Here is a 25,748-nt window from a genome sequence, read left to right as displayed (position 1 = left end):
CTCGGGTAGGCCTGATAAGCGTAGCGCATCAGGCAATCTCACGTTTGTCATCAATCTCATATTCCCCCGCTTCTCGCGGGGGAGCTTTCTGTTATTTCACCGCTTCATTCAACACGTTATCAAACTTATCCATCGGGCAAAAACCGTTGGCATCTATCGGGCAGCCGGTTAATTCCAGCGTCACACGCTGCGCAGGGGCCTGCAACGTTAACGCATCGGCATTACGCAACTGTTCCGAACCCTGGTACACATATTCAATTTTCATCAAATCGCGATTAGCTTTGCTGTCATGCCAACGCTGGAAAACGATTTTGCCGCCAATCGGCGTGCGTTCGTTCTGGTCATGCAACTGATACGGTTTGAAATCCAGCGCCGTTAACAGAGAGGCAATGTTTGAGTCGTGCCCAACCAGCACTGTGATTTTCGGCGCACTGGCACGATCGGTAACCAGGGCTTTGTCGATATAACTGACCAGCGGTTTCGCGACATTGCGCGCCACTTCCGGTGAAGTAAACAGGCTATCCTGGTAGCCGTTTTTCAGTTTCGACAACACTTTCCATTGTTGATCTGATTTGATCTCCCCCCAGGCCACCTGATCCATCGGGAAACCTTCGTAGTATTGCAGGGTGAACGCATCTACCAGCGAGTTGCCCACTTTTAGCGGCCCGGAAACGCCTGGTTCTTGTTGATACTTCGCGCTAAAGGTATTTTTACCGTCCACCAGCGAGCACTGCTGTTTCTCTTTGCAGGCTGGGGAATCTTTATAGTTAACGATTTTTTCCAGTAACTGGTAGCTGTCGGTAAGCTGAAGTTTACCGAGCTCTTTTTCCATTGCCGCCACCGCCTGCTCACTGAATGCGGCGGAATCATCGGTGATCACCGGATTAAAGGTTGGGTCCATAGTGCCCATTTTTTCCTGGTGATGAACAGGAATATCACACCCTGGGAATGCGCCGGTAATAAAGAACTGCGCAGTGGCGACAGTGCGTTGCAAACTATTGGCATAGGCATAAACGGTGTCCGGCGGCGGGCAGTCACCCGTTTTCACTATTCCCTGCTCTGCCAGCCACTCACGCATGTAATGGCCCATATACACTTCCAGCACGCCGCCTTTGGTCGTGAGTTGTCCACCAGGAACATCCCACTCCGGCCATTTATTCGGCGTCGACTGCTCAAGCACACTGCCATTATTTGCCAGAGGCGCACGTAAGTTATGACGGCTCATGAGTAGCACTTGCTGTAGCTGATAGCCTTCCGGCACGGTCTGTGCCTGAGCATTCGAAGAGAGTAAAACCATTCCAGCCACGGCCGCAGCGATTAGCGTTTTTTTCATTCCCATCACCTCTTTAGTTATCAATCAATTAAGAGTGTGACAGAAATATGGCATTTTTCCGGGAACAGGTTCGCAATTTAGCAGATGACGAGGCGGGAAACCGTCAGGCGATAACGGACAATAGTCGCGCTATCGCCTGGTTTGTATCGTTAAACTAATATCTGAAACAGCACGGCAAAAAGAATGATATTGGCAATGACAATGGCCCAACCGTTATAAAGCATATATTTCAGGTGAGTTGATTGTGCCAGCCCCATTTGACCGAACATATCCGATGACGGGAAAGGTCCAAACCAGTCCACTTGTGATGAGGCTAATAATACTGCCGTTGTACCCTGTGGCGGCACTCCCGCAGCCATCAACATCGGACCAAATATTTTATGCGTGAAGGTCATCTGAGCAACAGCAGCACCGGGTACATGACCGATAATGTTAAAGGCAAAAATACAGAAGCAAAGCCATGCCGGAGATATCCCGGTTAACAGTGGTTGTGTGTATTCGAGCAATCCCTGATACGCCTGCAGGCTATCCATAAGTTCCAGAATCGGGTTATACAGCCAGTAGAGCAGAAACATCCACACCAGTCTGCCACAGCCTTTATACAGCGCTTGCAGGATCCCGGTTGGGCTTAATCCGCCCACCAGCCCGGTGATCAACGCCACCAACAGCATAACGATAATGGCAAAACTAAAACCTGCTTTTATCACTACGCCAATAACCGCCATCACAATAATGGTTGCAGCAAATGCCAGGGCGCTGAGTTTGCGACGACGATCGCGGGCAGGCTCCTCGTCTTCCTGAGTTTTCTCTGAAAGATCCACTTCGTAGTGTAATTTTCCTTCCGTCATCTTCTGAATTCGCCCGGCCATTATCCAGCCAGCAAATAACGTCACGGCGCTCATTGGCAGCCCGACGTACATCAGGTATTGCGGATAAGTCAGGCCGCCGAGTTGTAAAATCGTCACGGTACTGGGAGTAAATGGCCCGGTAAACAATCCCACTGACCCCGCCGTCATCATCAGTGCAGCCACTGTAGGCGGTGTCAGCCGTACTGCCGCCGCCACGGGAATAATCACCGCAACAATAATGGCGTTGCCGCCTGCCATTGTGCCCAGCGCGCCACAGATGAGAATGGATGAGACAACGATACCAAATTTGACCCGTGTCTGGCTGGAAAGCCCGATACGATGCACCACAAATTTGACCAGTTCAACGGCGGCTCCGGTACGTGTTGCCACTTCACCTACGCCTGCGCCAAGCATAATGATCAAACCAACAGTGGCGATAAACGATCCCGTCGATTTTGCCAGCATGGCGCCCATTTCAGGTAAGCCGGTGGAAGTCATTATCATCGCAATAATAATCGATGAAATAACCGCCAGAACAATATCGACGCCTATCAACGAGAGCACCGCTAACGCCACCAGTGGTGTAAAACCAAGCAGTCCGAGTTCATTACCTGGACGCCCCTGGCACCAGAACGCTATCAGTAAAAATGCAATCAATAACAAGCCAATAATGACATTCTTTTTGGTGATATTTTGTCTGGTTAGTGAACCACCAGCGAGCATTGAGTCACTCATATAACTCCTTAACCCCATCGAATCGACTTTCAATATCAGCCGATATATTTGGACAGCTCAGAAAATATCCCCCCTCGTTATTATTGTTAGCAAAATGCACTGAGGGTTTGTCCGGGTACTACAGGTATTATTCTGAGTTCGTAATTAACCCCTTTAGGTGGGCAAATAACGCATTGTTACCACAACAGGCGTTACTCATTAAATTTATGTTAACTTAGTGTTACCATGAAATGACTTTTTATCTATCGTCTATAACTCTGGGTTAACTCTTAATGAAACTGCGCCACCTGGAAATCTTCTATGCTGTGATGACATGCGGGACACTTTCACGGGCAGCGGAATCGCTGAATATTTCCCAGCCGGCCGCCAGTAAAGCGTTAAAAAACGCTGAGCAAAAACTCGGTTTTCAGCTCTTTCAGCGAGTTCGTGGCAAGCTTCTTCCAACCAGCGAAGCGATCACACTTTTTGAAAAAGCGCAGTCGATTTATCACGAACTCGACAACCTGCGACTGCTGGCCGATAACCTGACGCGAGATCCGCGAGCCAGAATAGCCCTGGGATGCCTGCCAAGCCTGGGATTAAGTCTGGTGCCGGAAATAGTCACGGCGTTTTACCAGCAGAATGCGAATCTGGTCATGACACTGACGACAGAGCACACTGAAACGCTGGTTAAAAAACTTGATCTGCGTGAGATTGATCTGGCCCTGACGCTACAACCGATTCAACAAGGGGAAATTATGACGACGCTGATCGCCGAAGTTCCGCTGGTTTATATCGACCGGGACTATCGCCAGGGGGCAGTAGAAATAGACAAGATTGACCAACAACGCTGGATTTCTCCCGGCCCTCATTCCCTTTCCGATGCAATAGCTAAACGACGTGATTTTTTGACGACGCGCCTGAATGTCCAGACCTATTACATGGCCACGGAATTTGTAAAACGCGGAATGGGATGCAGTATTACCGATATTTTCTCTGCCCGTCATAACCTCCCGGCAGAGACGATTCACCCCATCGCCCCGCCAATGAAAATTGACCTTTGCTTGCTACGCCGCGCCGACGTTTCACTTAGCCCCATTACACAAAAATTTGTCGATTTCCTTTGTCAGCAATTACGTCTCCAGCTGCGAGCCATTAACCTTGAGTTATACCCTGAAAATAAAAAGTCAATTGCTCCTCAGGTCTAAATGCTTTGACATAACCCCAACGCATTTATTAGCGGTGGATATCTCAGGTGATGAAAAAACGCATTGTAATTATTGGCGGCGGGGTAATTGGTCTGGCAACAGCATGGGTGCTGGTAAAACAGGGCCATCAGGTGCAATTGTTAGAACGCAACAGCCAGGCAGGCGTCGCCACCAGTTTCGCTAATGGTGGGCAACTCAGTTATCGCTACGTTGCTCCTCTGGCGGATAAAGGCGTACCGATGCAGGGAATTAAATGGATGGGGAAAAGCGACTCCCCCCTCAATATGCGTTTGCGCATGTCATTTAGCCAGTGGCGCTGGTTGCTGGAATTTTTACTGGCCTGCAATAGCCGGACAAATAAACTCAATGGCGACCATATTTTACGCTTATCACTGTTAAGCCGTCAGGTCATGGAAGAGTGGCTGCTGGAAGATAATCTTGATGATTTTCACTGGCGCCGTTCTGGCAAACTGATTATTCATCGCCGCCCGCAAGATTTAGCCAAAGCGGCAAAAGGCATTAATCCGCAATTTCAACAGGCTTTGTCACGCGAAGAGTGCGTTCATCTTGAACCAGCACTAAAACATATTGGTCATTCATTGTGTGGCGGTATTTACTCCCCCGGCGATGAAACGGCGGACTGCTATAAGTTCTGCCAGGCATTACTTGCCAAACTTAATGCCAGCGCAAATTTTTCGCTACAAACCGATTGTGAAGTTTTGCAGTTGAATAAAAAAGGCGAGCGCATTGATTCCATCACCACCAGCACAGGAACACTGGTTGCTGATGATTATGTCGTTGCCGCGGGTAATGGCAGTAAGCATTTACTTGCCGAAACCGGGACTCACGTACCGCTCTGCGGTCTGAAAGGTTACAGTCTGACGCTCCCCTTCCCACAAGAAATGGGGATCGCACCGCAAATCAGTGTCACCGACTATGGTCATAAAATTGTCTATGCCCGACTCGGTGAGCGGTTGCGTATCGCCGCCATGGTCGATATTGGCTATGACGGTAATGAACTGCGCCCTGAACGAATCAATGCCTTAAAACAGATCGTAGCTAACAGTTTTCCGCAACTGCAAGGCATCGATGATGCCGAATTATGGACAGGTATGCGTCCATCCACCCCTGCGGGTCCGCCACTATTAGGACGGGCGAAGTATCAAAATCTGTGGATGAATCTTGGTCAGGGCAGTCTGGGCTTTACGCTGGCGGCGGGTAGTGCCGTGGTGTTAGGCGCGCTGCTGTCGGGCGAAGATCCTACAATTTCCCTTGATGGACTGACATGGAGCCAATCAGCTTGAATATCAAACGTAATAACCCACAACCTCGTCTTGCCGCCAGTGTGGAATATGGCAATCTTGTATTTCTCTCCGGTCAGACACCGAAGAGCAATACGCCTGACATCGCGCAACAAACGCGCGAAGTGCTGGAGAAAATCGACGCATTACTTGCTGAAGCGGGCAGTGATAAATTTCATCTCTTGTCCGCTCAGGTATGGCTGAAAGATATCAGCCGCGATTTTGCCGATTTCAACGACGTATGGGTTAACTGGCTGCCAGAAGGACATAGCCCGGTTCGCGCTACCGTACAGGCTGAGATGGCCCGCCCGGAGATTCTGGTTGAAGTGATGGTCACTGCGGTAAAAGCCGGATAATTCACCATTTTCCGCCCCCTGACAACGTCGTCATGGGGCATCTATGAAGGTTAAACGTCCCCTCTTTTACCTGCCAAAATTCAGGCTGAAAATATCATTTTTAGTTATGTTTTTATCACTGGCCTACGATTTTTTCTGATTTCCCCTACACTTAACCCTGATACCTTGTCAGGGGTTTCCCTTTGTCTGTATTGATTTACGCGAGATAACGCTATGGAATTAAAGGATTATTACGCCATCATGGGCGTGAAACCGACGGACGATCTCAAGACAATCAAGACCGCCTATCGTCGACTGGCCCGCAAATACCATCCAGATGTCAGCAAAGAGCCCGATGCCGAAGCCCGCTTCAAAGAGGTCGCTGAAGCCTGGGAAGTGTTAAGTGATGAACAGCGTCGCGCTGAATATGATCAGATGTGGCAGCATCGCAACGATCCGCAATTCAACCGCCAGTTCCAGCATGGCGACGGTCAGAGTTTCAATGCCGAAGATTTTGACGATATCTTCTCGTCAATTTTCGGTCAACATGCCCGCCAGAGCCGTCAACGCCCCGCCACACGTGGCCACGATATTGAAATTGAAGTTGCGGTATTCCTGGAAGAAACGCTTACTGAGCACAAACGTACCATCAGTTATAACCTGCCGGTTTATAACGCCTTTGGCATGATCGAACAGGAAATCCCGAAAACGCTGAATGTGAAGATCCCGGCGGGCGTCGGCAATGGCCAACGTATCCGCCTGAAAGGCCAGGGGACGCCAGGCGAAAACGGTGGTCCAAATGGCGACCTGTGGCTGGTGATTCATATAGCCCCGCATCCGTTGTTTGATATTGTCGGTCAGGATCTGGAAATTGTGGTGCCGGTTAGCCCGTGGGAAGCGGCTCTGGGTAGCAAAGTCACTGTACCAACCCTGAAAGAAAGCATTTTGTTGACCATTCCGCCAGGCAGTCAGGCCGGGCAACGATTGCGCATTAAAGGCAAAGGTCTGGTAAGCAAAAAACAGACTGGTGACTTGTATGCGGTACTGAAAATCGTCATGCCGCCGAAACCGGATGAAAATACTGCCGCGCTGTGGCAACAACTGGCAGACGCCCAGTCGTCTTTTGATCCACGTAAAGATTGGGGGAAAGCATAATGGCTCATGTTACGGTGACTTTTACCATTACCGAATTTTGCCTGCATACCGGCATTTCTGAAGAGGAGTTGAATGAAATTGTCGGTTTGGGGGTGGTTGAACCGAGAGAGATCCAGGAAACAACCTGGGTATTTGATGACCATGCTGCCATTGTGGTGCAACGCGCGGTACGTCTGCGTCAGGAACTGGCGCTGGACTGGCCGGGGATCGCGGTGGCGCTGACGTTAATGGATGATATTGCACATCTGAAACAGGAAAACCGTCTGTTACGCCAGCGGCTTTCCCGGTTTGTGGCTCACCCGTGAGTGTGGCTGCCGGATGCGATGCTGACGCGTCTTATCAAGCCTACAAAGATCACCGTTCCCGTAGGCCGGATAAGGCGTTCACGCCGCATCCGGCAGCGCTGCCATAATGCCTGATGCGACGCTTGACGCGTCTTATCAGGCCTACAAAAATCACCCTTTCCGTAGGCCGGAGAAGACATTCACGCCGCATTCGGCGGCGCTGCCATAATGCCTGATGCGACGCTTAACGCGTCTTATCAGGCCTACCAATCGGCATTATCTCTATTGGTTATCGCAAGCAATAACTGGCTTAGTGCCGCGTAAAAACCAAAACTGTCATACTGATGGCAACGCGCAGCAAACTCTGGTAACCATTGCCGCAGCGCCGTCAGTGTTTTTTGCCGCAAACTGTCGATTCTTCGCGCAGTAACGGTTCCCTCTCCGAGTGAAAAATACAGATGACTCAACAACTCCAGATAGATCGCCAGATGATCTGCCGGTTCGTTGAAATTGCCACTGGTTTCCATACCTGCCTCAACTAACAAGCGTTTAATCTCTTGCTCGTCCTGTTTGTAGGCCGATGCATACGGCAGTGCCGCCTGCTTGTCAGTCATCAGAAACAGGCCGCAAAAGTCGGCGGCCAGTTCCAGACGGGCGTCGTCACGTACTGTCAATGCAGCAATACTTTTCTCCAGCTCATTCACCGCCGCAGTCAGCGGCGGCTCGCGTTTCAGCAAAGAAAACCATTCAGCCATCTGCACACTGGCGATTTGCGTCAGTTGTTCATCATCCAGTTCACGGGAGAACAACTGCGCCAGCCAAGCGTAAACACAGGCAATCTGTTGTGGCGTAAGGATAGTCATGATTTCACCTGTGACGCCGGAACATATTCGCACTGCGCCACCATCTCTACGGGACCATCAAACGCCGTCACCTGCTCCACTGTTCCGCTGTACTTCTCAATTTCCACCAGCGTAGTGTGCGCACTGGTCGCCTGCGCTAGCTGCGAAGTACCGATGTCGATGGTCAACACGTTGAGGTTACCGTATTTACACAGCGCACCAGGCTCGCCGCCTTTATCTGGATCGTACCATGCCCCTTCATGAATTCGCGCCACACCGGGTGCATAGCGGTCAGAAACTACTGCCCCTGCCAACACCTGACCGCGAGCGTTAAAGACGCGTACCACATCACCGTTACGAATGCCGCGCGCGCTGGCATCCTGCGGGTTAATGAACACTGGCTCTTTACCTGCTACCATATATTGCTGACGCAGCGTTTCCGACTCACATAACTGCGAGTGAAGTCGGAAATCCGGATGCACAGATTGCAGATGCAACGGATATTTCTGCGAGCCGGGCCCACCGTGGGAGCGTTCGATTTTCTCAAACCACATCGGATGTCCCTGACAATCGTCATAGTTCATGTCGGCAATGGTTTTCGAGTAGATCTCAATCAGGCCACTCGGCGTGCCCAGCGGTTCGAGATCCGGATCTTCGCGGAATGCCTGGTGGCGAACAAACATCTGCGGATGGTCAAACTCGACGTACTCTTTGTTATTCCAGAAGTCATCAAACGCTGGCAGATGAACGCCGCGTCCTTTGCCTTGTTGTACACCTTCCTGCCAGATGCGTTTCAGCCAGCCCATTTCGTCCAGCCCTTCGGTAAAGGCTTCTTCGCGATTAAAGCGACGGCACAGCTCGCGGAAAATATCAAAGTCGTTACGCGCCTCGAACTGCGGCGGCACGACCTGTTTCATGGCGATAATGCCACGGTTGGAGTGGTTGCCGTACTGGTCGAGATCGTTACGCTCAAACTGCGTGGTCGCAGGCAGCACGATATCGGCAAAGCGGCAGGTTGAGGTCCACTGGTTATCTATGGCGATAACCGTTTCCAGCTTGCGCCAGCCTTCAATAATGCGATTGATCTGCTGATGGCGATGGAACGGGTTAGTTCCGGCAAAAATACACATTTTCAGCGGCGGCAGTTTTACCGATTTACCATTCCAGTTGATTACTTTCCCCGGTTCGAGGATCGCATCGACAAAACGGGCAATCGGAATGGTACTGCTGTAGCCTTTGTAGTCGCTGTTGTCGTGGACAGGCGGAATCGACGTTGAGCCGGAGAAACCGCTCAGAATGACGCCTTTACGCCCCGGCGTGCCTGCACCGTTATAGTGCCAGCCAAAACCAAAGCCACCGCCCGGCAGGCCAATTTGTCCCAGCATCGCCGCCAGAACCACAACCATCCACGCCCACTGTTCACCGTGCTGCATACGCTGTACGCACCAGCCAGCAATAATCTGCGTTCTGTTGGCCGCCATCTGCCGCGCCAGCCCGCGAATGGTTTCGGCATCAATGCCAGTCAGTTTTTCAGCCCATGCGGCATCTTTCGGCTGACCGTCTTTCTCGCCCAACAGATAGGGCAGAAACTGCTCAAAGCCCACGCAGTAGTTAGCGAGGAAGTTTTTGTCGTACAGGTTTTCGCTGTACAACGTATGCGCCAGCGCCAGTTGCAGCGGCACGTCAGTTTGCGGGTTAACCGCAATGTGCTTCACATGCTCGCGCCCCAGATACTCATGGGTGGATGTGACAACCGGATCGATGCTGATGACCTCAATTTCACCGGCTGCGACTTTCGCTTTTAGCTGCTCGTAATATTCATAAACATCGTGATCCGGGCACCACCAGTTTGCCTGCTGGTTTTTCAGCAAATCGGAGCCCCACAGCACAATGGTTTTGCTGTTCTGCAAGACCAGTGGCCAGGAGGTTTGCTGTTCATACACTTCCATGGAGCCAACGACACGCGGCAGGATCACCTGCGCAGCACCGGTGGAGTAATCCCCGCCGGTACCAACGCTATTACCATGCAAGGCAATAGCTTTCGCCAGCATCCCCGAAGCGTTATGGAACATCCCCGTCGATTGCCAACCGCTGGCGGTCAGCAAGGCACTCGGCCCGTGAGTTTTCTGTACGCGTTCCAGTTCTTCATAGAACATGTCGAGGGCTTCATCCCAGCTCACGCGCACAAAACGGTTATCACCGCGCTGGGAGGTGTCGCTCAGATGGCGCTTACGCAGCCAGTCCACGCGTACCATCGGATAACGAATACGCGCCGCGTTGTGTACGTGGTCCGGCAATCCGGCGATCATTTTCGACGGATATTTATCCAGTTCGAACGGTTTTGCCGCCACAAAGCGCCCCTCCTTCACCGTCGCGCGGATAGCCCCCCAGTGCGAGCCGGTAAGAATGCCCTCTTTCGAGGTGACGGCCTCAGTCGCCGCTTGCGCCGCAGTCGCACGGCGCGGCGTTAACAATGACGGCCCCAGCATCCCGGCGACAGTTAAGCCGCCGAGTTGTGCCAGAAAACGCCGACGTGATGCCTGAAAGAGATCGTTATTGTTCATTATTTTTCTTCCTTCTTATCGCCGTGAGCCTTACCTGCGGTGTCAGACGCATTCATTTGCAGATATTTCAACAAGGTGCGTTCTTCACGTTTATCGAGGCTGGTAAAGCCAATCATGCCGTTGAGCGTGCCGATCCAACCGTTAGCGTCAAAGTGGGATATTTCCGGTGCGCCGTGGCACTGGTTACAGGTGCCGTTGTACAGCGAATCCGCATAAGCCCAGATCGGTTTGATATCGTTCACCATGTCGCCTTTCTTCATCCACGCGGTGGCCTGCAACTTGCTCCACTCGGTATTGGTGTCGGCAACGGTGGTTTTCTCCAGCGTTTTCACCTGCTGCTGCACATCGCCACGAATCGAGGCAACAAAGATACGTTTACCTGGGAATTGGGTGAGTACACGCTGACGTCCGGCGCTTTCCGTCCAGCCGGTAATTTCAATTTGCAGCCAGTCGCCGTCACGTTTAAGGACTTTCACTTCCGAGGCGGGCAGCAGAGAACCAGACGCTTCTTTATCGCCTTTCGCCGCATAAATCGGCTTAATATCAATGGAGTACAGTGTGTCACCACTATCATTAGCACTGGCGCGCAGCTCATCGAACTGCTTACGGAAGCCGCTACTCATATCCGGTAACTGGTGGGCAATACCTTTATGACAGTCAATGCAGGATTGATTATCTTTCGCTGCCACCTTCATCTGACGTGCCGCTTCAGGATGCTGCTTCGCATGATCCATCGCATCGTAGTTATGGCAGGAGCGGCAGGTTGCCGAGTTGTTTTCTTTCATTCGCGCCCATTCACGCTCGGCAAGTTCCGCGCGTTTGGCTTCGAATTTCTCAGGTGTATCAATGGAGTGGGCAATAAAGGTCTGGTAGATATCGTTGCTCGCTTCCAGTTTGCGCTTCACCATGCCTGGAATATCCGGCGGGATATGACAGTCATGGCATTCAGCTCGCACGCCGGAGGCGTTCTGGAAATGCACCGACTGTTTATATTCTTCATACACCGGTTGCATACTGTGGCAACTGACACAAAATTCGGTTGTGCTGGTGACTTTGATCCCAACGTGTGGCAATACAATCAGCGCAATGCCAATCACAATCCCAATAGCGACCAGCGCCAGTACCGACCAACGAGCACTGGGTCGGCGTAGCACGTTCCAGAGTTTCCGCATAATAGCCCCTGTAAAATTATGGTTTAGTGAAGCGATCTTAATGAGCAAATATGAACAGCGGCACTGGTCAGGATGAACGGCTTACGGCAGAATATGAACAGATATGAACAGAATGAGAAAAACCCTCTGATGCCACATCACATTGTTATTGTTGAAGATGAGCCGGTTACCCAGGCGCGATTACAAACCTACTTCACTCAGGAGGGGTATACCGTTTCCGTTACGGCAAGCGGTGCCGGGCTACGGGAAATTATGCAAAATCAATCAGTGGATTTAATTCTGCTGGATATCAATTTGCCCGATGAAAATGGCCTGATGTTAACCCGCGCCCTGCGAGAACGCTCAACGGTGGGGATTATTCTGGTTACCGGACGCAGCGATCGGATTGACCGGATTGTTGGGCTGGAAATGGGCGCAGACGATTACGTCACCAAACCGCTGGAACTGCGCGAACTGGTAGTACGGGTGAAAAATCTGCTCTGGCGAATCGACCTCGCGCGACAAGCTCAACCGCTCACTCAGGACAACTGCTATCGCTTTGCCGGTTATTGCCTGAATGTGTCGCGCCATACGCTGGATTTGGATGGCGAACCGATTAAACTGACCCGCGCAGAGTATGAAATGCTGGTGGCGTTTGTGACCAATCCCGGCGAAATTCTCAGCCGCGAACGTCTGCTGCGTATGCTCTCTGCCCGTCGGGTGGAAAACCCTGACCTGCGCACTGTCGATGTGTTAATTCGTCGTTTACGTCATAAACTCAGCGCGGATTTACTGGTGACACAACATGGCGAAGGTTATTTCTTAGCCGCTGATGTGTGCTGATAAAAATAGACCGGACGAAATCCCCCTGGCGACAGCGAGCGGCGGATATGTTCGCGGTCGGCATTTTTCGGCGTCAGGACTAAAATCGGTGGGCTGACATTATCAGACACCGATTGCCCCTGTAATTGCCTGATGGCCTGCTCAACCGCCAGTTCCCCCTGCCAGACCATTTGATCGCTGGCAGCCATAATCACTCTTCCCCGCTTCAGCCCGCGATACACCTGATGTGAAAGATAAAACGACACCACAGTAAGCGGCGTTTTCAGGTTGCGCCCTTCACCCATTGCCGCCTCTGCCGCAATGGCCGTTCCGGCAACGACGTCGATTTCTGGATGGCGTTCCAGCATCTCCTGCAACAGGTTACGCTGGATTTCAATATCGTTATCGCCGAGCGCAATATCGACAATACGCACCGGGCTTCCGGCTATGGCTGCGCGAAAACCCTCTACCATCTCCTTACTGCCCCCGGCGTTATCGGGGCCGGGCATCAACAGCACGTTCAATGGTTTTCCGTGGCTCCATTGCACCAGATATCGCCCTGGTTGATAGCCCATCTGAAACCAGGGCACGCCAACGCGGCTTTTCACCTGGGGAGCATCAATAGCATTTACCAGTTCGATCACCGGCAGACTTGCTACCTGCGTTTGCAGGTCGGGAAATGACGTCGTGCTACTACCGAGCAAAATGGCCTCTGCGCCCCACTGTTTACACTGGTCGATTTGTGCTTGCTGGGTAGCCAACTGGCTGTAGCCGCCTGCCTCCAGCACTTTTAAATCCACACCGTAGCGGCGAGCAGCCTCCTGCATACCATAGTTCAACGATAACCAGTATGAATCTTTCAGGCTGGGGTAAAGCGCACACAACTTCCAGGGACGATTTGCCTTTAACGGCATAACAGGTTGCACCGTGAAATGCTGCGCATCATGCCAGCGCAGCAGATTATCAGCCGAAAATGCCGACAACATGAAAAGGGAAAGAAGTAAAAATAGCAGTACGCGCATGATAGCCTCATCAATAATAAGGCTTTATGCTAGATGCATTCCGCTTTGCGACTCAACCTTTTTCACCTTAAGTACACTGACCGTGAATTTAACCCTGACCCGAAGACTCTGGATGGGCTTTGCCCTGATGGCGCTGTTAACCCTGACCAGTACCCTGGTGGGATGGTACAACCTGCGTTTTATCAGCCAGGTGGAAAAAGACAACACTCAGGCATTGATTCCTACCATGAATATGGCGCGCCAGTTGAGCGAAGCCAGCGCCTGGGAACTTTTCGCCGCGCAGAACCTGACCAGTGCCGATAACGAAAAGATGTGGCAGGCACAGGGGCGAATGCTCACCGCACAAAGCCTGAAGATTAATGCGTTGCTGCAAGCGTTACGGGAACAAGGTTTTGACACCTCCGCTATTGAACAACAGGAGCAGGAGATCTCCCGTTCGTTACGTCAACAAGGGGAACTGGTGGGGCAGCGTTTGCAACTGCGCCAGCAACAACAGCGACTCAGTCAGCAGATAGTCGCCGCCGCCGATGAGATCGCACGCCTGGCGCAAGGTCAGGCGAATAATGCGGCAACCTCCGCCGGAGCGACCCAAGCCGGGATTTACGATTTGATCGAACAACATCTGCGTCAGGCCGCAGAAAGCGCACTCGATCGGCTAATTGATATCGATCTTGAGTACGTTAACCAGATGAATGAACTGCGCCTTAGCGCCCTGCGGGTGCAGCAAATGGTGATGAATCTGGGGCTGGAACAGATCCAGAAAAATGCGCCAACGCTGGAAAAGCAGCTCAATAATGCGGTGAAAATTCTGCAACGTCGGCAAATACGCATTGAAGATCCGGGAGTTCGTGCTCAGGTCGCAACAACGTTAACTACCGTTAGCCAATATAGCGATTTGCTGGCGCTGTATCAGCAGGACAGCGAAATCAGCAATCGCCTGCAAACTCTCGCCCAAAATAACATTGCCCAGTTCGCACAGTTTAGTAGCGAAGTCAGTCAGCTGGTCGACACCATTGAGCTGCGTAATCAGCACGGGCTGGCGCATCTGGAAAAAGCCAGTGCACGCGGGCAATATAGCCTGTTATTGCTGGGAATAGTTTCTCTTTGCGCACTGATTCTGATCCTCTGGCGCGTGGTTTATCGCTCAGTCACGCGTCCACTTGCCGAACAAACGCAGGCGCTGCAACGCTTGCTGGATGGTGATATCGACTCCCCTTTCCCGGAAACCGCTGGCGTGCGGGAACTGGATACCATCGGGCGGCTGATGGATGCTTTTCGCAGCAGTGTTCATGCGCTTAATCGCCACCGCGAACAACTGGCGGCGCAGGTCAAAGCGCGCACTGCCGAATTGCAGGAACTGGTGGTAGAACACCGCCTGGCACGGGCGGAAGCAGAAAAAGCCAGTCAGGCAAAATCGGCGTTTCTGGCAGCAATGAGCCATGAGATCCGCACTCCGCTGTACGGAATTCTCGGCACCGCGCAGTTGCTGGCAGATAACCCGGCGCTTAACGCCCAGCGTGATGATTTGCGGGCAATTACCGACTCTGGCGAATCATTGCTGACCATCCTCAACGATATTCTCGATTATTCAGCTATCGAAGCAGGTGGCAAGAATGTTTCGGTCAGCGATGAGCCCTTTGAACCGCGCCCACTGCTGGAAAGTACCCTGCAATTAATGAGCGGACGGGTTAAAGGTCGTCCGATTCGACTGGTAACGGAAATTGCCGACGATCTCCCAACCGCGTTAATGGGCGATCCGCGCCGTATTCGCCAGGTTATTACCAATTTGTTGAGTAATGCCCTGCGTTTCACCGATGAGGGGCAGATTATCCTACGCAGCCGCATTGATGGCGAGCAATGGCTGGTCGAAGTGGAAGACAGCGGCTGTGGTATTGATCCCGCGAAACTGGCTGATATCTTTCAGCCGTTTGTTCAGGTGAGCGGCAAACGCGGCGGCAGCGGCCTGGGGCTGACTATCAGTACCAGTCTGGCTCAGGCAATGGGCGGCGAACTGACCGCCACCAGCAGGCCGGGAGTTGGAAGCTGTTTTGGCTTACGGTTACCGTTACGTGTTGCCACTGCGCCCGCACCAAAAACAGTCAATCAGGCGGTGCGTCTGGACGGTTTACGATTACTGTTGATTGAAGATAACCCGCTAACGCAGCGTATTACCATCGAGATACTTAACACCAGTGGCGCTCAGGTCGCGGCCGTGGGAAATGCCGCGCAGGCTTTAGAGACGCTGCAAAATAGTGAACCGTTTGCTGCCGCACTGGTGGATTTTGATCTGCCGGATATCGACGGCATTACACTTGCCCGGCAACTTTCGCTGCAATATCCGTCGCTGGTTTTGATTGGCTTTAGCGCCCATGTCATCGACGAAACGCTGCGCCAGCGTACCAGTTCGCTATTTCGCGGAATTATCCCTAAACCGGTGTCGCGTGAAGTGCTTGGTCAGTTACTGGCGCACTATCTGCACCTGCAAACACATAACCATCAACCACTGGATGTATCGCAGCTCAATGAAGATGCGCAGTTAATGGGGGTGGAGAAAATCCACGAATGGCTGACATTATTTAAACAACATGCCCTGCCGCTTCTCAATGAAATGGACACTGCCCGCGTCAGACACGACAGCGACAAAATCAAACGTGCCGCGCATCAGTTGAAAAGCAGCTGTGCCAGTCTGGGCATGCGCAGTGCCAGTCAGTTGTGCGGACAACTTGAGCAGGAACCATTAACCGCGGTCCTGCCGCGTGAAGAAATTACGCGTAGCATCGCTGCCCTGGAACTGTGGCTGAATAAGAAAGCCCCGAACCCGATGTGAATCAATATCATCCCGTTAAGAAAACTTAGAATAGTGGCATTTGGTATGCAACTTAACGGGCGTGCAAAATTATGACAGAGAAAAAAAGAATCCGCTGGCAGCGACGGCCAGGCACGACGGGCGGTAAATTACCGTGGAATGACTGGCGCAATGCCACGACCTGGCGTAAAGCGACGCAATTATTACTGTTGGCAATCAATATTTATATTGCCGTCACCTTTTGGTACTGGGTGCGCTATTACGAAACAGCAGGTAATACGGCATTTGTCGCCAGACCGGGTGGCATTGAAGGTTGGCTGCCGATTGCTGGTCTGATGAATCTGAAATACAGCCTTGCAACAGGTCAGTTACCTTCCGTGCACGCCGCCGCGATGCTGTTATTGGCCGCTTTTATCATTATCAGCTTACTGCTTAAAAAAGCCTTTTGTTCGTGGCTATGCCCTGTTGGTACGCTCTCTGAATTAATTGGCGATCTCGGAAAAAAAGTGTTTGGTCGACAATTCGCCCCTCCACGCTGGCTGGATATTCCTCTACGCGCGGTGAAATACTTGCTATTAAGCTTTTTTCTTTATATCGCGTTATTCATGCCCGCCCAGGCGATTCACTATTTTATGCTATCGCCTTATAGCGTGGTGATGGACGTTAAAATGCTCGATTTCTTTCGCCATATGGGGAAAGCGACATTAATCAGCGTGACGGTTTTGCTGATTGCCAGCCTGTTTATTCGCCATGTCTGGTGTCGTTATCTCTGCCCATATGGCGCGCTGATGGGACTGGTTTCGCTATTATCGCCGTTTAAGATTCGTCGCAATGCCGAAAGCTGTATCGACTGCGGTAAATGTGCGAAAAATTGCCCATCACGGATCCCGGTCGATAAATTAATTCAGGTCAGAACGGTGGAATGTACCGGTTGTATGACCTGCGTGGAGTCGTGCCCGGTGGCCTCAACATTGACCTTTTCACTGCAAAAACCTGCGGCAAATAAAAAAGCCTTTGCGTTGTCTGGCTGGTTAATGACGCTACTGATTCTGGGGATTATGTTTGCGGTGATTGGTTACGCAATGTATGCGGGAGTATGGCAAAGCCCGGTGCCGGAGGAGTTGTACCGACGCTTAATTCCACAAGCGCCAATGATTGGTCACTAAATTAGCAACAAGCGGAACATCACCTCGCACGGGGTGATGTTCACAAAATCACATTATTTTGATTTTGACATCATAACTTTCAAGCCCGGTCATTTTCTCCCGCGCGGTGAAGCGAATTTCAGAGACTTCTTTCCCTGTGTTCTTGTTAAATTCGGCGATTTTTTGCGCGATAAAATCTGAGATTTCCGTTTCGGCTTGTTTTTTTAGCTCTTCAATATTCACTGTTAACCTCTTCTGGTCTTAAAAGACAGCAACACGCCAGTAAGGTGTTGGTTCCCGGTACCTGGTCAGGTAAGAAATGTTATAAGCTATCTCCCTGAAAGATTCAATAATCAACAGGTTATCGCTTATTATACATACAGAGTTGAGGAAAAATAAGCCAGATATAAAAAAGGCTCCACGAGGGAGCCTGATATTATTTGGTGAAATCCAGTGGTGTCTGGTCAGTGCGTATTTGCAATGCGATGTTATCAAAGGTGATCATCATCGACTTGCAGAAAATACACTTTGCACCTAAAGGGTTTCGCTCCGTCACATCGAATGCCGATGTGCGGTACTGTGAACCATGACAACATGGACAGCGGAAATGGAGATGCTGAGTAATAGCGGCAACCTTAGAGCGTAACAACGTTCGCTGCCGAGGGACCACGTTGCCCCTGCTCAATAGAAAATTCGACTTTCTGATTTTCGTTCAGCGTGCGGAATTCATTGCTCTGGATGGCGGTGAAATGGACGAAAACGTCCTTGCTGCCATCATCAGGAGTGATAAAGCCGAAACCTTTATCTGCGTTAAACCATTTTACTAAACCAGTCATTTTATTAGACATATTTTTACTTCCTTCATTTTGGGCCTTTCGGCAAACAGGGCTTTAATACAGAAACTACTTAGTGTTCAGGAGAGAGACTCAAAAGAAGGGGATAATGCCTGATAATGAGAACTGCTTTAGTAAACTACTTTGTATGATGTCTGTCTTTCAAACCGACGCAGCTATTAACGCATGATAAATAAGATTAAGCAAACTTTATTTTGGCCGTCCAGCGGTCTTAAATAAAACTGGCTTTATTTTATTTAGACCGTATAGTGCAGCGCAGATTTATCAGTAAGGAATTTGTTTGTCCCGTAAAATGACAGGAATTGTCAAAACCTTTGATCGCAAAAGCGGCAAAGGATTCATCATCCCCTCCGACGGTCGTAAAGAAGTCCAGGTCCATATTTCCGCATTCACCCCCCGCGACGCAGAAGTGCTCACCCCAGGGTTACGCGTGGAATTTTGCCGCGTCAATGGCCTGCGTGGCCCCTCAGCGGCAAACGTCTATTTGTCCTGATGTAAACTGCATGCCGGAATGCGCGCTTCATTCACGATTTGCGTAAAACCAGCCAACGAACACATGCCCTGCGCGTTTCTTTCGCCACACTCAGCCAACGTTAACTCCACTTTGCCTGGCGGCGTTTTTAGCGACAACGGAGTTTTGTCACGCATCTGCTGTAGGGTCTGGAATACCAGCGATACCTGAATCCACTGGCTGTTATCACTAAGTCGCCGCCAGCGTTCAAAAACCAGTTCGCCCCCCGGTGGGGTATTATCCGGCTGGCCTGGTAGCGTCCAGTTAAGCTCTAACGCGCCCCCCAGATTCGCCAGATTAGTGTCGTGTCCGGCAATAAATAGCAGTGAAGTGGGTAATGTCACGCCATAAACCTGTTGTTGCGTGTTATTTGGCGTCAGCGCCGTCAGCACTAAATCCAGCAACGGCGTGGCACGACTACGGGCAACATCTGGTGTCCGTTGCAGCAAATAAAACTGCGCGTTATGCAGACTTAGCAAGGTGTTCCACTGGTGTGAATCAGTAATTCGTCCCCAGCCAGGCTCCGGCATTCCCTGTGCCTGTTGCAGGAGAAATATCTCCGTCAGCATTGAAGCCAGGCTTGCCGCACCGGTCAGGGATACATTGTCATCACTCACTTTGAGTTCGGACGGCAATGCCTGAGTCAACGTACAACTTTCGTCCTGATTGTCTCGTTTAAGGCACAGATTTGATTGCTGGAAATTGAGAACCTGCTCCAGTTCGCGAAATGCGGTTTGCCGATGCTCGGTAAACTCCGCTATCGATCCCCCTGCTCTACTGAGAATAGTCGCGGTAACGTTCGGCTTATCCAGTTGGCAAACGCCAGTTTTAAGGGGATTAAACAGGGGATCGGGCCGGGAAGTATCTGGCTGGGTATGTACTGTAATCGTACAGTTGGGTGCCAGCCCGGCAGCAAAGGCTTCACCTGTTTTACGCGTACGTTCATCGACATCCGCAATAATCGCAACCTGATCAGGTTTCGGGCAGCCATTTTTTGCCAGTAAACCGTCAGCGACCAGGCGTTGGCGTTGATAATGCCCAAGATAAATGACCAGTTCGCCGCCACGCGGGGTCAACCAGCCCAATTTCACCGGCCACTCAGGCCATGTGTCTGGAGTGACATCCTGCATGAGTGGCGTGGCTTTGGTGGGCGCACGCACGCCATGACGGCTGACAATCACCACCCGCTCCAGCTTCAGTTCCGGCTCACGCTGAGCGAATGCAGGTGGCGAGGTTAACGGAATCAGAAGAGATAAAAATGGGATCAAAATCGCTTTCATCGATATGTTTCCGTTTTTCATATCCGACATGACTGCCTGATGCGACGCGTCGTATCAGGCCTAAGTTCGTTGTACGCCAGTCATCCCTTCAGACGCGGATCCAGCCATACCAACACGACGGTAGAAAGCGAACACATCAACAAAATGCCGACGAACCACAATAGATACCACATTGTTCATGCTCCTTAGTACAGCTCATGATCGTGACGGCGCAGAGTTTCAGTCGTCATACGACCCCACATTTTGTAGTAGCTCCATAGAGTGTAGAGCAACACTATTGGCAAAAATATCAGTACAATTACTAACATAATGCTAAGTGTCAGTTGGCTGGAGGTACTGTCCCACACGGTCAGGCTGGATATCGGACTGATACTCGAAGGCATAACAAAGGGAAATAACGTAACGCCAGCGGTGAAAATCACACCAAATTGCATCAATGACGCCATCAGAAATCCCCAACCGGGGCGACCACGGTAAATTGCCATCGCCGTCAGTAACGGGCAGAAGAAACCGAGCAGTGGGAAGATCCACAAGACGGGCGATTCGACGAAGTTATTCATCCAGGCGCCTGGCAGTACCGTCACCATTTTCATCAGTGGATTGGACGGACCGTTGACATCCTGAGCGAGTAACACAAAGCCATCAATACCGACCCACAGCCAGTAACCCGCCAGCAGGAAGCAGAGCATCACCAGCAGCGCGGCGTGTTTGGTCGCCAGTTGTGAACGCAGATGAATAGCACCAACGGTTTTCAGCTGCAACCAGACGCCCCCTTGCAAAATCACCATCCCCAGACTGAGCAAGCCGCACAGCAAAGGGAATGGCGTCAGCAACTGCCAGAAGCTACCGAGATACTCCACGCGTAATTGCGGTGTGAAGGCAAACGGCACGCCGAGCAACAAGTTGCCGAAGGCGATACCGAAGACTACCGGCGGCACCAGACTACCAATGACCAGACCGGCATCCCACATTTTGCGCCAGCGGGCATCCGCTATTTTGCCGCGATAATCAAAAGCTAACGGGCGGAAGAACAGCGAGCACAGCACCAGGATCATCGCCACATAAAAGCCAGAAAACGCCGCTGCGTAGACTCTGGGCCAGGCGGCAAATAATGCCCCACCTGCGAGGATCAGCCAGACCTGGTTACCCTCCCAGTGAGCGCCAACGCTGTTGATCACTATCCGGCGTTCATCATCGTCACGCGCCACCAGTGGCAGCAGACAACCGATCCCCATGTCAAATCCGTCGGTGACCATAAAGACCACCAGAATGACGCCCATCAGCAGCCACCAGATGAACCGTAATGTTTCATAATCAAACATGACTCTCTCCTTTACCCCTGTTGCTGCGCTGGTTGTTCACTCTGCATCGTACTCGGCCCCAGGCGGGCATATTTCTGCATCAGGTAGACTTCGGCGATTAAGAACAGGGTGTAAAGCCCTACGATCATGATCAGAGAGAAGGCAAGTTGGCCCGTGGTTAATGCAGAGTGCGCGGAGTATGTCGGTAAGATGTCCTGAATCGCCCACGGCTGACGACCAAACTCGGTCATAAACCACCCGGCTTCAATGGCAATCCACGGCAGTGGCAAACTCCAGAGCGTCATTTTCAGCACCCAGCGATGTTGATCGATTTTGCCGCGCAGCGTCTGGACGAGCGCAATCAGCATCACCAGTAACAGCAGCGAACCGCAGCCAACCATGATGCGGAAACTCCAGAATACCGGCGCAACTTGCGGGATTGCGCCACGCATCGCCGCCTGGTACTGCGCAGCAGTGACATGATTCATATCCGGTGCATAGCGGGAGAGCAGCATGCCGTAACCGAGATCGCCTTCTAACTCGCGAAACGCCTGTAATACATGCGGCTCGCGGTTGCCCTGCGATATCTCCTGCATTAACAGCCAGGCTATGCGCCCGCGTTGCAGCCGTGGGTAGGTTTCGGCCATCAAATTTTTCAGCCCGGGAACAGGTTTATCCAATGAATGAGTGGCGAGGATCCCTAACAGGGCCGGGATTTTAATGGCAAAAGCGTTGCGTTCTTGATCTTGTTCCGGCCAGGCAACGAGATGGAACGGCGCAGGTGCAGGTTCGGTTTGCCACTCCCCTTCCATCGCCGCCAATTTTACCGGCTGTACTCGTGCGACTTCATATGCAGAGCTGTCTCCGAGTTGCAGCGCGCCGATTATCGCCAGGGTCCCGAAGACAGAACCGATGGCAAACGAGCGGAGTGCAACGTCGCGCTCCCGCCCACGCAGCAAATACCACGCGCTGATCGCCATAATGAACATCGCCCCGGTCACATAACCTGCCATCACCGTGTGCACAAATTTCACCTGGCTGACAGGGTTAAAGACCAGATCGCTGAAGCTGGTCATCTCCATACGCAGGGTATCGATATCGAAATGCGCCCCGGTCGGGAACTGCATCCAGCCATTGGCATTCAAGATCCACAATGCGGAGATATTTGAACCGAATGCCACCAGCCAGGTGACCAACAGGTGTTGATATTTGTTCAGGCGTTGCCAGCCGAAGAAGAACAGACCAACAAAAGTGGATTCGAGGAAGAAGGCCATTAATGCTTCCATCGCCAGCGGTGCGCCGAAAATGTCGCCTACATAGTTGGAATAGAATGACCAGTTAGTACCAAACTGAAACTCCATCGTCAGGCCAGTGGCCACGCCGAGAGCAAAGTTGATACCGAAGAGCTTACCCCAGAAACGCGTCATATCGCGGTAGATTGTTTTGCCGGTAACCACGTAAATAGTTTCCATGATGGCCAGCAAAAAAATCAGCCCCAGGGTAAGGGGCACAAATAAAAAGTGATACAGCGCGGTCAGCGCAAACTGCCAGCGCGATAAGTCAATAACATCCCACATGCTAACTCCTGTAGGCGAAGAGAGGGTAATAACCCTTTAATAGTAGATCCCTCTTTTTATCCTTACAGTTTGTAGGTAGTTGTATTCGCTAATTGCGATATTCACAGGACCGAAAGCGATATTTGCCACCATTTTTACTGTTGTGCGCTTTCCGCCAGCCACTGACAAACCTCGCCGAGACGCTGCGCAGAGTCCGCCAGATCTTCCGACGCAGCCAGCACAACTTCGGGTATCGGGCAGATTTCATAACTCTCAAGCAGCGGGCCTTTTAAGGTGTCCATACAGCGTAAATGCCAGACATGGCGTAATCCCGTAGCGTTGATATAGCTCTCGCCGTAGCCAATGGTGCGAATCTGAATATTGCCCGGCCCGCAAAGACGCGACAGAAAAAGCCGGTCAGCTTCGCTGATGGGTAACTGCGTCAGGTTAATACTGTGCGGCTGCGCGTCGGGGTTTCGCACATGCGCCAGCAACTCATGGGCCAGCGGTAAGCCATTCATCAGGCCATCAATGGGCGGCGGTAACAGCGAATCTGTCGGCAAGACGTTTTGCGTTGCCGCCTGCCACAACGCCAGCGGCGCGCAACCAGCCTCCAGTTTGTCCTCCAGCAACTGTTCGCCGCGACGTCTGCGTACACGCCATAATCCACAGAAGATCGCCTCCTGAATTTCACTTTCACTGCCGTCAGCGTGCTGGATGCGCACTGACACTTCCCCTTCCCCAAGCAGCGTATTGATGAAATGACGATCGTCGGCGTTGAGATTTAACAGATCGACTGCCAGCACCTCACCCAGCGGCGACTGGCGTTCGCTTAGTTGATGTTGTAACTCGTTTAACAGCGCAATCACCTGCGGGCTATGCACACATTGCTCCAGTGCCGCCATACTTGGTTCATCATTCACCTGACAGGTAATCGGCAGTGGATTCATACTGAAACTGTCGTCGCCAGGTTGTGTTCCCGGTCCCAGCAGATGGAAGAAAGTGTCGCTCATGAGGCTCGCTCCTGTTGCGGTTCGACAAGCCCACGCATCAGGTTTATCAGCTCCGCCCACGGGTGGATGCCGTTCAACACGCCGCGATAGCTACCGCCGGTAAACACCAGGGTGGCGGGAAAGCGAAAAACACCAAAGCGATCGCCAATGGCTTCGCTTTGCTCAAGATCGGCAATCGCCACCTTCCACACATAGTCTGGAAACTCGCGCAGTAGCTCGCCGATCATTACCGGATTGTCGCTGACTTCAGGCGTCCGTTTTGGGTCACTGCTTAACAACACCACGCCGTCTGGCGTTTGCGTAAGCCAGTCATCAAGATGGGATTCACTGACCGGCGTCCAGCCACGCGCCAGCATTCGTTGCCACAACGCATCAAATGGTGTGTCGTTGCTCATCCCTGCTCCTCCAGCGTCATCCGGTACTGGCGCAAACGAACGCCTTCGTAATTTTCCATCGACAGACAGTCATAATTGAGACAACGAGACTCCTCAGTCGGTTGCGGTACAACTCCCCACTCAGCCAGCTGGACCAGCGCCGCCTGTTCCGCAGCGGGCAGTTGCTCTCGCGCCAGTTCGCTCAGGCTGCCGCCGTAGTCGTCGAGCATCGCCGGTTGCAGGCCGACGAGGGCAATATGTGCTGGCAGATGTCCGCGGATATCTGCCAGCGCCAGCACTTCGGAGAAACTGTTCTGGTGCAGGCTCATTTTCTTCGCGCTGAGATAGGCCGGAATACGTTCTCCGGCATAGGTTCGTAGCGTTCCTGGCTCCAGCCCATAATCAATGGCATCGAGAATCAACAAGTGGCTGGCGCTTTCGACATAGCCCAGCAAGTTCAGCCCCTGAGTGCCGCCATCAACAATCTCCACTTCCTCGGGCCAGTGATAATGGGCATACAGCCGTTCTGCCACCCGCACGCCGAAGCCTTCATCGGCCCACAACAGATTTCCCAGCCCCATCACCACCACGCGTTGCTCACTCATGAACGCCCCTTGTTGCTTTTGACTTTAAAAAATTTGTGGCTGCGGTAGCCGTTCACCATGGTGGAGATCACCGTGTCATCAGACATGATGTCTTCACGCAGCGCCATGTACACATGACCGATCACAAACGCGCCAATCAGCCACATCCCCAGCCGATGCCAGCTGTGAATGTCCATTGAGTTGCCGCCCGTCCAGTAGAAAAATTCCACCACGTAACGGAACGGTGTGAAGAAGGCGTACTGACTGTGTTCGCTGAACAGCGCAAAACCGGTGACGATCATAAAAACGGACATCAGGAAATAGCCGAACATCGCGGCCTGGGCGATGGGATTATGACCAATATCAGCACTCGGGCGTTTTGCCAAAAACAGATACCAGCGAATTTCATACCACACGCCCAGCCACCAGCTTTTACGCCACACTGGCACGATAAACAGCTCGCGGGAGTAGCGATTACCGACAAATGCCCAGTAGATCCGCATCAGTAATATCACGGTAAAAATCATCCCGGCACTGAAGTGAATTAACCGGATGTACCCCATATAGAACAGATACGTCGCCTCGCCGCTGACCGAAGGCAGCGGTTTGCCGATAAAGTAGCCAGTAACCATCAACACTGCCATGCACAGCACCGTCAGCCAGTGCCAGATCCGCACGGGCGCTTCAAAGACATAGTGGCTGACAACGTTGTCGCTTTTCTGTTGCATGATGATTCTCCTTCGCT

The 25,748-nt window shown here is 51.9% G+C and carries 26 protein-coding genes and 1 pseudogene; 9 read left to right on the top strand and 18 right to left on the bottom strand.

Annotated features, from left to right (window positions below; translation table 11 throughout):
* Positions 1-91 precede the first annotated feature (91 nt).
* Together agp and D9736_RS10205 are read right to left on the bottom strand one after the other, a co-directional pair.
* Positions 92-1,333: a bifunctional glucose-1-phosphatase/inositol phosphatase gene (gene agp / locus D9736_RS10210; RefSeq protein WP_130258275.1), complete on the bottom strand. Its 1,242-nt coding sequence runs from the start codon at positions 1,331-1,333 to the stop codon at positions 92-94.
* A 149-nt stretch (positions 1,334-1,482) separates the two neighbouring features.
* Positions 1,483-2,916, bottom strand: coding sequence for a gluconate:proton symporter (locus tag D9736_RS10205; protein WP_130258274.1), 1,434 nt, complete (start codon positions 2,914-2,916; stop codon positions 1,483-1,485).
* A gap of 272 nt (positions 2,917-3,188) precedes the next feature.
* On the opposite strand from D9736_RS10205, the gene D9736_RS10200 reads away from it, so the two are divergent.
* The 5 genes from D9736_RS10200 (at position 3,189) to cbpM (ending at position 7,199) form a co-directional block, all read left to right on the top strand.
* Positions 3,189-4,103 (top strand): LysR family transcriptional regulator, encoded by a 915-nt coding sequence (locus D9736_RS10200; RefSeq protein ID WP_130215827.1) that lies wholly within the window; start codon positions 3,189-3,191, stop codon positions 4,101-4,103.
* A gap of 50 nt (positions 4,104-4,153) precedes the next feature.
* The gene (locus tag D9736_RS10195; protein WP_130258273.1) at positions 4,154-5,407 is read left to right on the top strand and encodes a D-amino acid dehydrogenase; all 1,254 of its coding nucleotides are present in this window, start codon (positions 4,154-4,156) and stop codon (positions 5,405-5,407) included.
* Complete coding sequence (locus D9736_RS10190) at positions 5,404-5,760, top strand: RidA family protein (RefSeq protein ID WP_130258272.1); 357 nt, start codon at positions 5,404-5,406, stop codon at positions 5,758-5,760. Before D9736_RS10195 ends, D9736_RS10190 begins: the two co-directional genes overlap by 4 nt.
* Before the next feature lie 213 nt (positions 5,761-5,973).
* Entirely contained in the window at positions 5,974-6,894 is a 921-nt protein-coding gene (cbpA, locus tag D9736_RS10185; RefSeq protein WP_130205426.1) for a curved DNA-binding protein, read from the top strand.
* Complete coding sequence (gene cbpM / locus D9736_RS10180; protein WP_130205424.1) at positions 6,894-7,199, top strand: chaperone modulator CbpM; 306 nt, start codon at positions 6,894-6,896, stop codon at positions 7,197-7,199. The genes cbpA and cbpM overlap by 1 nt, the downstream gene beginning before the upstream one ends.
* Positions 7,200-7,441: 242 nt before the next feature.
* On the opposite strand, the gene torD is transcribed toward cbpM, so the two are convergent.
* From torD to torC, 3 genes are read right to left on the bottom strand one after another with little or no spacing between them, the layout of a single operon-like run.
* Positions 7,442-8,041 (bottom strand): molecular chaperone TorD, encoded by a 600-nt coding sequence (torD, locus tag D9736_RS10175; protein ID WP_130258271.1) that lies wholly within the window; start codon positions 8,039-8,041, stop codon positions 7,442-7,444.
* On the bottom strand, positions 8,038-10,584 hold the full coding sequence (torA, locus tag D9736_RS10170; protein ID WP_130258270.1) for a trimethylamine-N-oxide reductase TorA: 2,547 nt from the start codon (positions 10,582-10,584) through the stop codon (positions 8,038-8,040). The genes torD and torA overlap by 4 nt, the downstream gene beginning before the upstream one ends.
* Positions 10,584-11,756 carry a pentaheme c-type cytochrome TorC gene (torC, locus tag D9736_RS10165; RefSeq protein ID WP_130258269.1) on the bottom strand — a complete coding sequence of 391 codons (1,173 nt, stop codon included), beginning with the start codon at positions 11,754-11,756 and terminating at the stop codon, positions 10,584-10,586. Before torC ends, torA begins: the two co-directional genes overlap by 1 nt.
* A gap of 129 nt (positions 11,757-11,885) precedes the next feature.
* Between torC and torR the strand changes: the two genes are divergently transcribed.
* Positions 11,886-12,578, top strand: a complete 693-nt coding sequence (torR, locus tag D9736_RS10160) for a two-component system response regulator TorR (RefSeq protein ID WP_130258268.1) — start codon at positions 11,886-11,888, stop codon at positions 12,576-12,578.
* Here the strand turns inward: torR and torT are convergent.
* Positions 12,551-13,579, bottom strand: a complete 1,029-nt coding sequence (gene torT, locus D9736_RS10155) for a TMAO reductase system periplasmic protein TorT (protein WP_130258267.1) — start codon at positions 13,577-13,579, stop codon at positions 12,551-12,553. The two genes, torR and torT, sit on opposite strands and share 28 nt — an antisense overlap.
* Positions 13,580-13,661: 82 nt before the next feature.
* Between torT and torS the strand changes: the two genes are divergently transcribed.
* Both torS and D9736_RS10145 read left to right on the top strand, forming a co-directional pair.
* Complete coding sequence (torS, locus tag D9736_RS10150) at positions 13,662-16,406, top strand: TMAO reductase system sensor histidine kinase/response regulator TorS (RefSeq protein WP_130258266.1); 2,745 nt, start codon at positions 13,662-13,664, stop codon at positions 16,404-16,406.
* 71 nt (positions 16,407-16,477) lie between these two features.
* Positions 16,478-17,551 (top strand): 4Fe-4S binding protein, encoded by a 1,074-nt coding sequence (locus D9736_RS10145; RefSeq protein WP_130258265.1) that lies wholly within the window; start codon positions 16,478-16,480, stop codon positions 17,549-17,551.
* A gap of 48 nt (positions 17,552-17,599) precedes the next feature.
* On the opposite strand, the gene D9736_RS10140 is transcribed toward D9736_RS10145, so the two are convergent.
* The 4 genes and pseudogenes from D9736_RS10140 to cspG all read right to left on the bottom strand — a co-directional run bounded on the left by D9736_RS10140 (position 17,600) and on the right by cspG (position 18,378).
* Positions 17,600-17,773, bottom strand: a complete 174-nt coding sequence (locus D9736_RS10140; protein WP_130205410.1) for an addiction module toxin, GnsA/GnsB family — start codon at positions 17,771-17,773, stop codon at positions 17,600-17,602.
* Positions 17,763-17,998: pseudogene (locus tag D9736_RS10135) on the bottom strand (cold-shock protein). Before D9736_RS10135 ends, D9736_RS10140 begins: the two are co-directional and overlap by 11 nt.
* Positions 17,967-18,155, bottom strand: a complete 189-nt coding sequence (locus tag D9736_RS10130) for a cold-shock protein (RefSeq protein WP_130205730.1) — start codon at positions 18,153-18,155, stop codon at positions 17,967-17,969. The pseudogene D9736_RS10135 and the gene D9736_RS10130 overlap by 32 nt, the downstream one beginning before the upstream one ends.
* 10 nt (positions 18,156-18,165) lie before the next feature.
* Positions 18,166-18,378 carry a cold shock protein CspG gene (gene cspG, locus D9736_RS10125; RefSeq protein WP_000066493.1) on the bottom strand — a complete coding sequence of 71 codons (213 nt, stop codon included), beginning with the start codon at positions 18,376-18,378 and terminating at the stop codon, positions 18,166-18,168.
* Between the two features lie 286 nt (positions 18,379-18,664).
* On the opposite strand from cspG, the gene cspH reads away from it, so the two are divergent.
* A complete protein-coding gene (gene cspH / locus D9736_RS10120; RefSeq protein WP_130205408.1) occupies positions 18,665-18,877 on the top strand; it encodes a cold shock-like protein CspH in 213 nt (70 codons plus the stop codon).
* On the opposite strand, the gene D9736_RS10115 is transcribed toward cspH, so the two are convergent.
* From D9736_RS10115 to hyaC, 8 genes are all read right to left on the bottom strand, one after another.
* Positions 18,865-20,175: an AppA family phytase/histidine-type acid phosphatase gene (locus D9736_RS10115; protein ID WP_130258264.1), complete on the bottom strand. Its 1,311-nt coding sequence runs from the start codon at positions 20,173-20,175 to the stop codon at positions 18,865-18,867. The genes cspH and D9736_RS10115 overlap by 13 nt on opposite strands.
* An 80-nt stretch (positions 20,176-20,255) precedes the next feature.
* Positions 20,256-20,348, bottom strand: a complete 93-nt coding sequence (gene cbdX / locus D9736_RS10110; RefSeq protein ID WP_032161491.1) for a cytochrome bd-II oxidase subunit CbdX — start codon at positions 20,346-20,348, stop codon at positions 20,256-20,258.
* Between the two features lie 12 nt (positions 20,349-20,360).
* Positions 20,361-21,497, bottom strand: coding sequence for a cytochrome d ubiquinol oxidase subunit II (appB, locus tag D9736_RS10105; RefSeq protein ID WP_130258263.1), 1,137 nt, complete (start codon positions 21,495-21,497; stop codon positions 20,361-20,363).
* An 11-nt stretch (positions 21,498-21,508) separates the two neighbouring features.
* Positions 21,509-23,053 carry a cytochrome bd-II oxidase subunit 1 gene (gene appC / locus D9736_RS10100; RefSeq protein ID WP_130258262.1) on the bottom strand — a complete coding sequence of 515 codons (1,545 nt, stop codon included), beginning with the start codon at positions 23,051-23,053 and terminating at the stop codon, positions 21,509-21,511.
* A gap of 134 nt (positions 23,054-23,187) precedes the next feature.
* Complete coding sequence (locus tag D9736_RS10095) at positions 23,188-24,045, bottom strand: hydrogenase expression/formation protein (protein WP_130258261.1); 858 nt, start codon at positions 24,043-24,045, stop codon at positions 23,188-23,190.
* The gene (gene hyaE / locus D9736_RS10090) at positions 24,042-24,440 is read right to left on the bottom strand and encodes a hydrogenase-1 operon protein HyaE (protein ID WP_130258260.1); all 399 of its coding nucleotides are present in this window, start codon (positions 24,438-24,440) and stop codon (positions 24,042-24,044) included. Before hyaE ends, D9736_RS10095 begins: the two co-directional genes overlap by 4 nt.
* Positions 24,437-25,024 carry a hydrogenase 1 maturation protease gene (gene hyaD / locus D9736_RS10085; RefSeq protein ID WP_130215801.1) on the bottom strand — a complete coding sequence of 196 codons (588 nt, stop codon included), beginning with the start codon at positions 25,022-25,024 and terminating at the stop codon, positions 24,437-24,439. Before hyaD ends, hyaE begins: the two co-directional genes overlap by 4 nt.
* Positions 25,021-25,731 carry a Ni/Fe-hydrogenase b-type cytochrome subunit gene (gene hyaC / locus D9736_RS10080; protein WP_130258259.1) on the bottom strand — a complete coding sequence of 237 codons (711 nt, stop codon included), beginning with the start codon at positions 25,729-25,731 and terminating at the stop codon, positions 25,021-25,023. Before hyaC ends, hyaD begins: the two co-directional genes overlap by 4 nt.
* Positions 25,732-25,748: the final 17 nt, after the last annotated feature.

Source organism: Escherichia sp. E10V10 (assembly GCF_004211985.1).
In the GTDB taxonomy this organism is placed as follows: Bacteria; Pseudomonadota; Gammaproteobacteria; order Enterobacterales; family Enterobacteriaceae; genus Escherichia.
This window is presented reverse-complemented; position numbering and strand designations above follow the sequence as displayed.

Bases quoted from the DNA above. Each gene is read 5' to 3' on its own strand.
- hyaD (WP_130215801.1), bottom strand. From the start codon at position 25,024: ATGAGTGAGCAACGCGTGGTGGTGATGGGGCTGGGAAATCTGTTGTGG.
- torD (WP_130258271.1), bottom strand. From the start codon at position 8,041: ATGACTATCCTTACGCCACAACAGATTGCCTGTGTTTACGCTTGGCTG.
- D9736_RS10095 (WP_130258261.1), bottom strand. From the start codon at position 24,045: ATGAGCGACACTTTCTTCCATCTGCTGGGACCGGGAACACAACCTGGC.
- cbpM (WP_130205424.1), top strand. From the start codon at position 6,894: ATGGCTCATGTTACGGTGACTTTTACCATTACCGAATTTTGCCTGCAT.
- D9736_RS10200 (WP_130215827.1), top strand. From the start codon at position 3,189: ATGAAACTGCGCCACCTGGAAATCTTCTATGCTGTGATGACATGCGGG.
- D9736_RS10115 (WP_130258264.1), bottom strand. From the start codon at position 20,175: ATGAAAGCGATTTTGATCCCATTTTTATCTCTTCTGATTCCGTTAACC.
- D9736_RS10145 (WP_130258265.1), top strand. From the start codon at position 16,478: ATGACAGAGAAAAAAAGAATCCGCTGGCAGCGACGGCCAGGCACGACG.
- appB (WP_130258263.1), bottom strand. From the start codon at position 21,497: ATGTTTGATTATGAAACATTACGGTTCATCTGGTGGCTGCTGATGGGC.
- appC (WP_130258262.1), bottom strand. From the start codon at position 23,053: ATGTGGGATGTTATTGACTTATCGCGCTGGCAGTTTGCGCTGACCGCG.
- hyaC (WP_130258259.1), bottom strand. From the start codon at position 25,731: ATGCAACAGAAAAGCGACAACGTTGTCAGCCACTATGTCTTTGAAGCG.
- cbpA (WP_130205426.1), top strand. From the start codon at position 5,974: ATGGAATTAAAGGATTATTACGCCATCATGGGCGTGAAACCGACGGAC.
- hyaE (WP_130258260.1), bottom strand. From the start codon at position 24,440: ATGAGCAACGACACACCATTTGATGCGTTGTGGCAACGAATGCTGGCG.
- D9736_RS10205 (WP_130258274.1), bottom strand. From the start codon at position 2,916: ATGAGTGACTCAATGCTCGCTGGTGGTTCACTAACCAGACAAAATATC.
- torC (WP_130258269.1), bottom strand. From the start codon at position 11,756: ATGCGGAAACTCTGGAACGTGCTACGCCGACCCAGTGCTCGTTGGTCG.
- torR (WP_130258268.1), top strand. From the start codon at position 11,886: ATGCCACATCACATTGTTATTGTTGAAGATGAGCCGGTTACCCAGGCG.
- agp (WP_130258275.1), bottom strand. From the start codon at position 1,333: ATGAAAAAAACGCTAATCGCTGCGGCCGTGGCTGGAATGGTTTTACTC.
- cspG (WP_000066493.1), bottom strand. From the start codon at position 18,378: ATGTCTAATAAAATGACTGGTTTAGTAAAATGGTTTAACGCAGATAAA.
- torA (WP_130258270.1), bottom strand. From the start codon at position 10,584: ATGAACAATAACGATCTCTTTCAGGCATCACGTCGGCGTTTTCTGGCA.
- torT (WP_130258267.1), bottom strand. From the start codon at position 13,579: ATGCGCGTACTGCTATTTTTACTTCTTTCCCTTTTCATGTTGTCGGCA.
- cbdX (WP_032161491.1), bottom strand. From the start codon at position 20,348: ATGTGGTATCTATTGTGGTTCGTCGGCATTTTGTTGATGTGTTCGCTT.
- D9736_RS10195 (WP_130258273.1), top strand. From the start codon at position 4,154: ATGAAAAAACGCATTGTAATTATTGGCGGCGGGGTAATTGGTCTGGCA.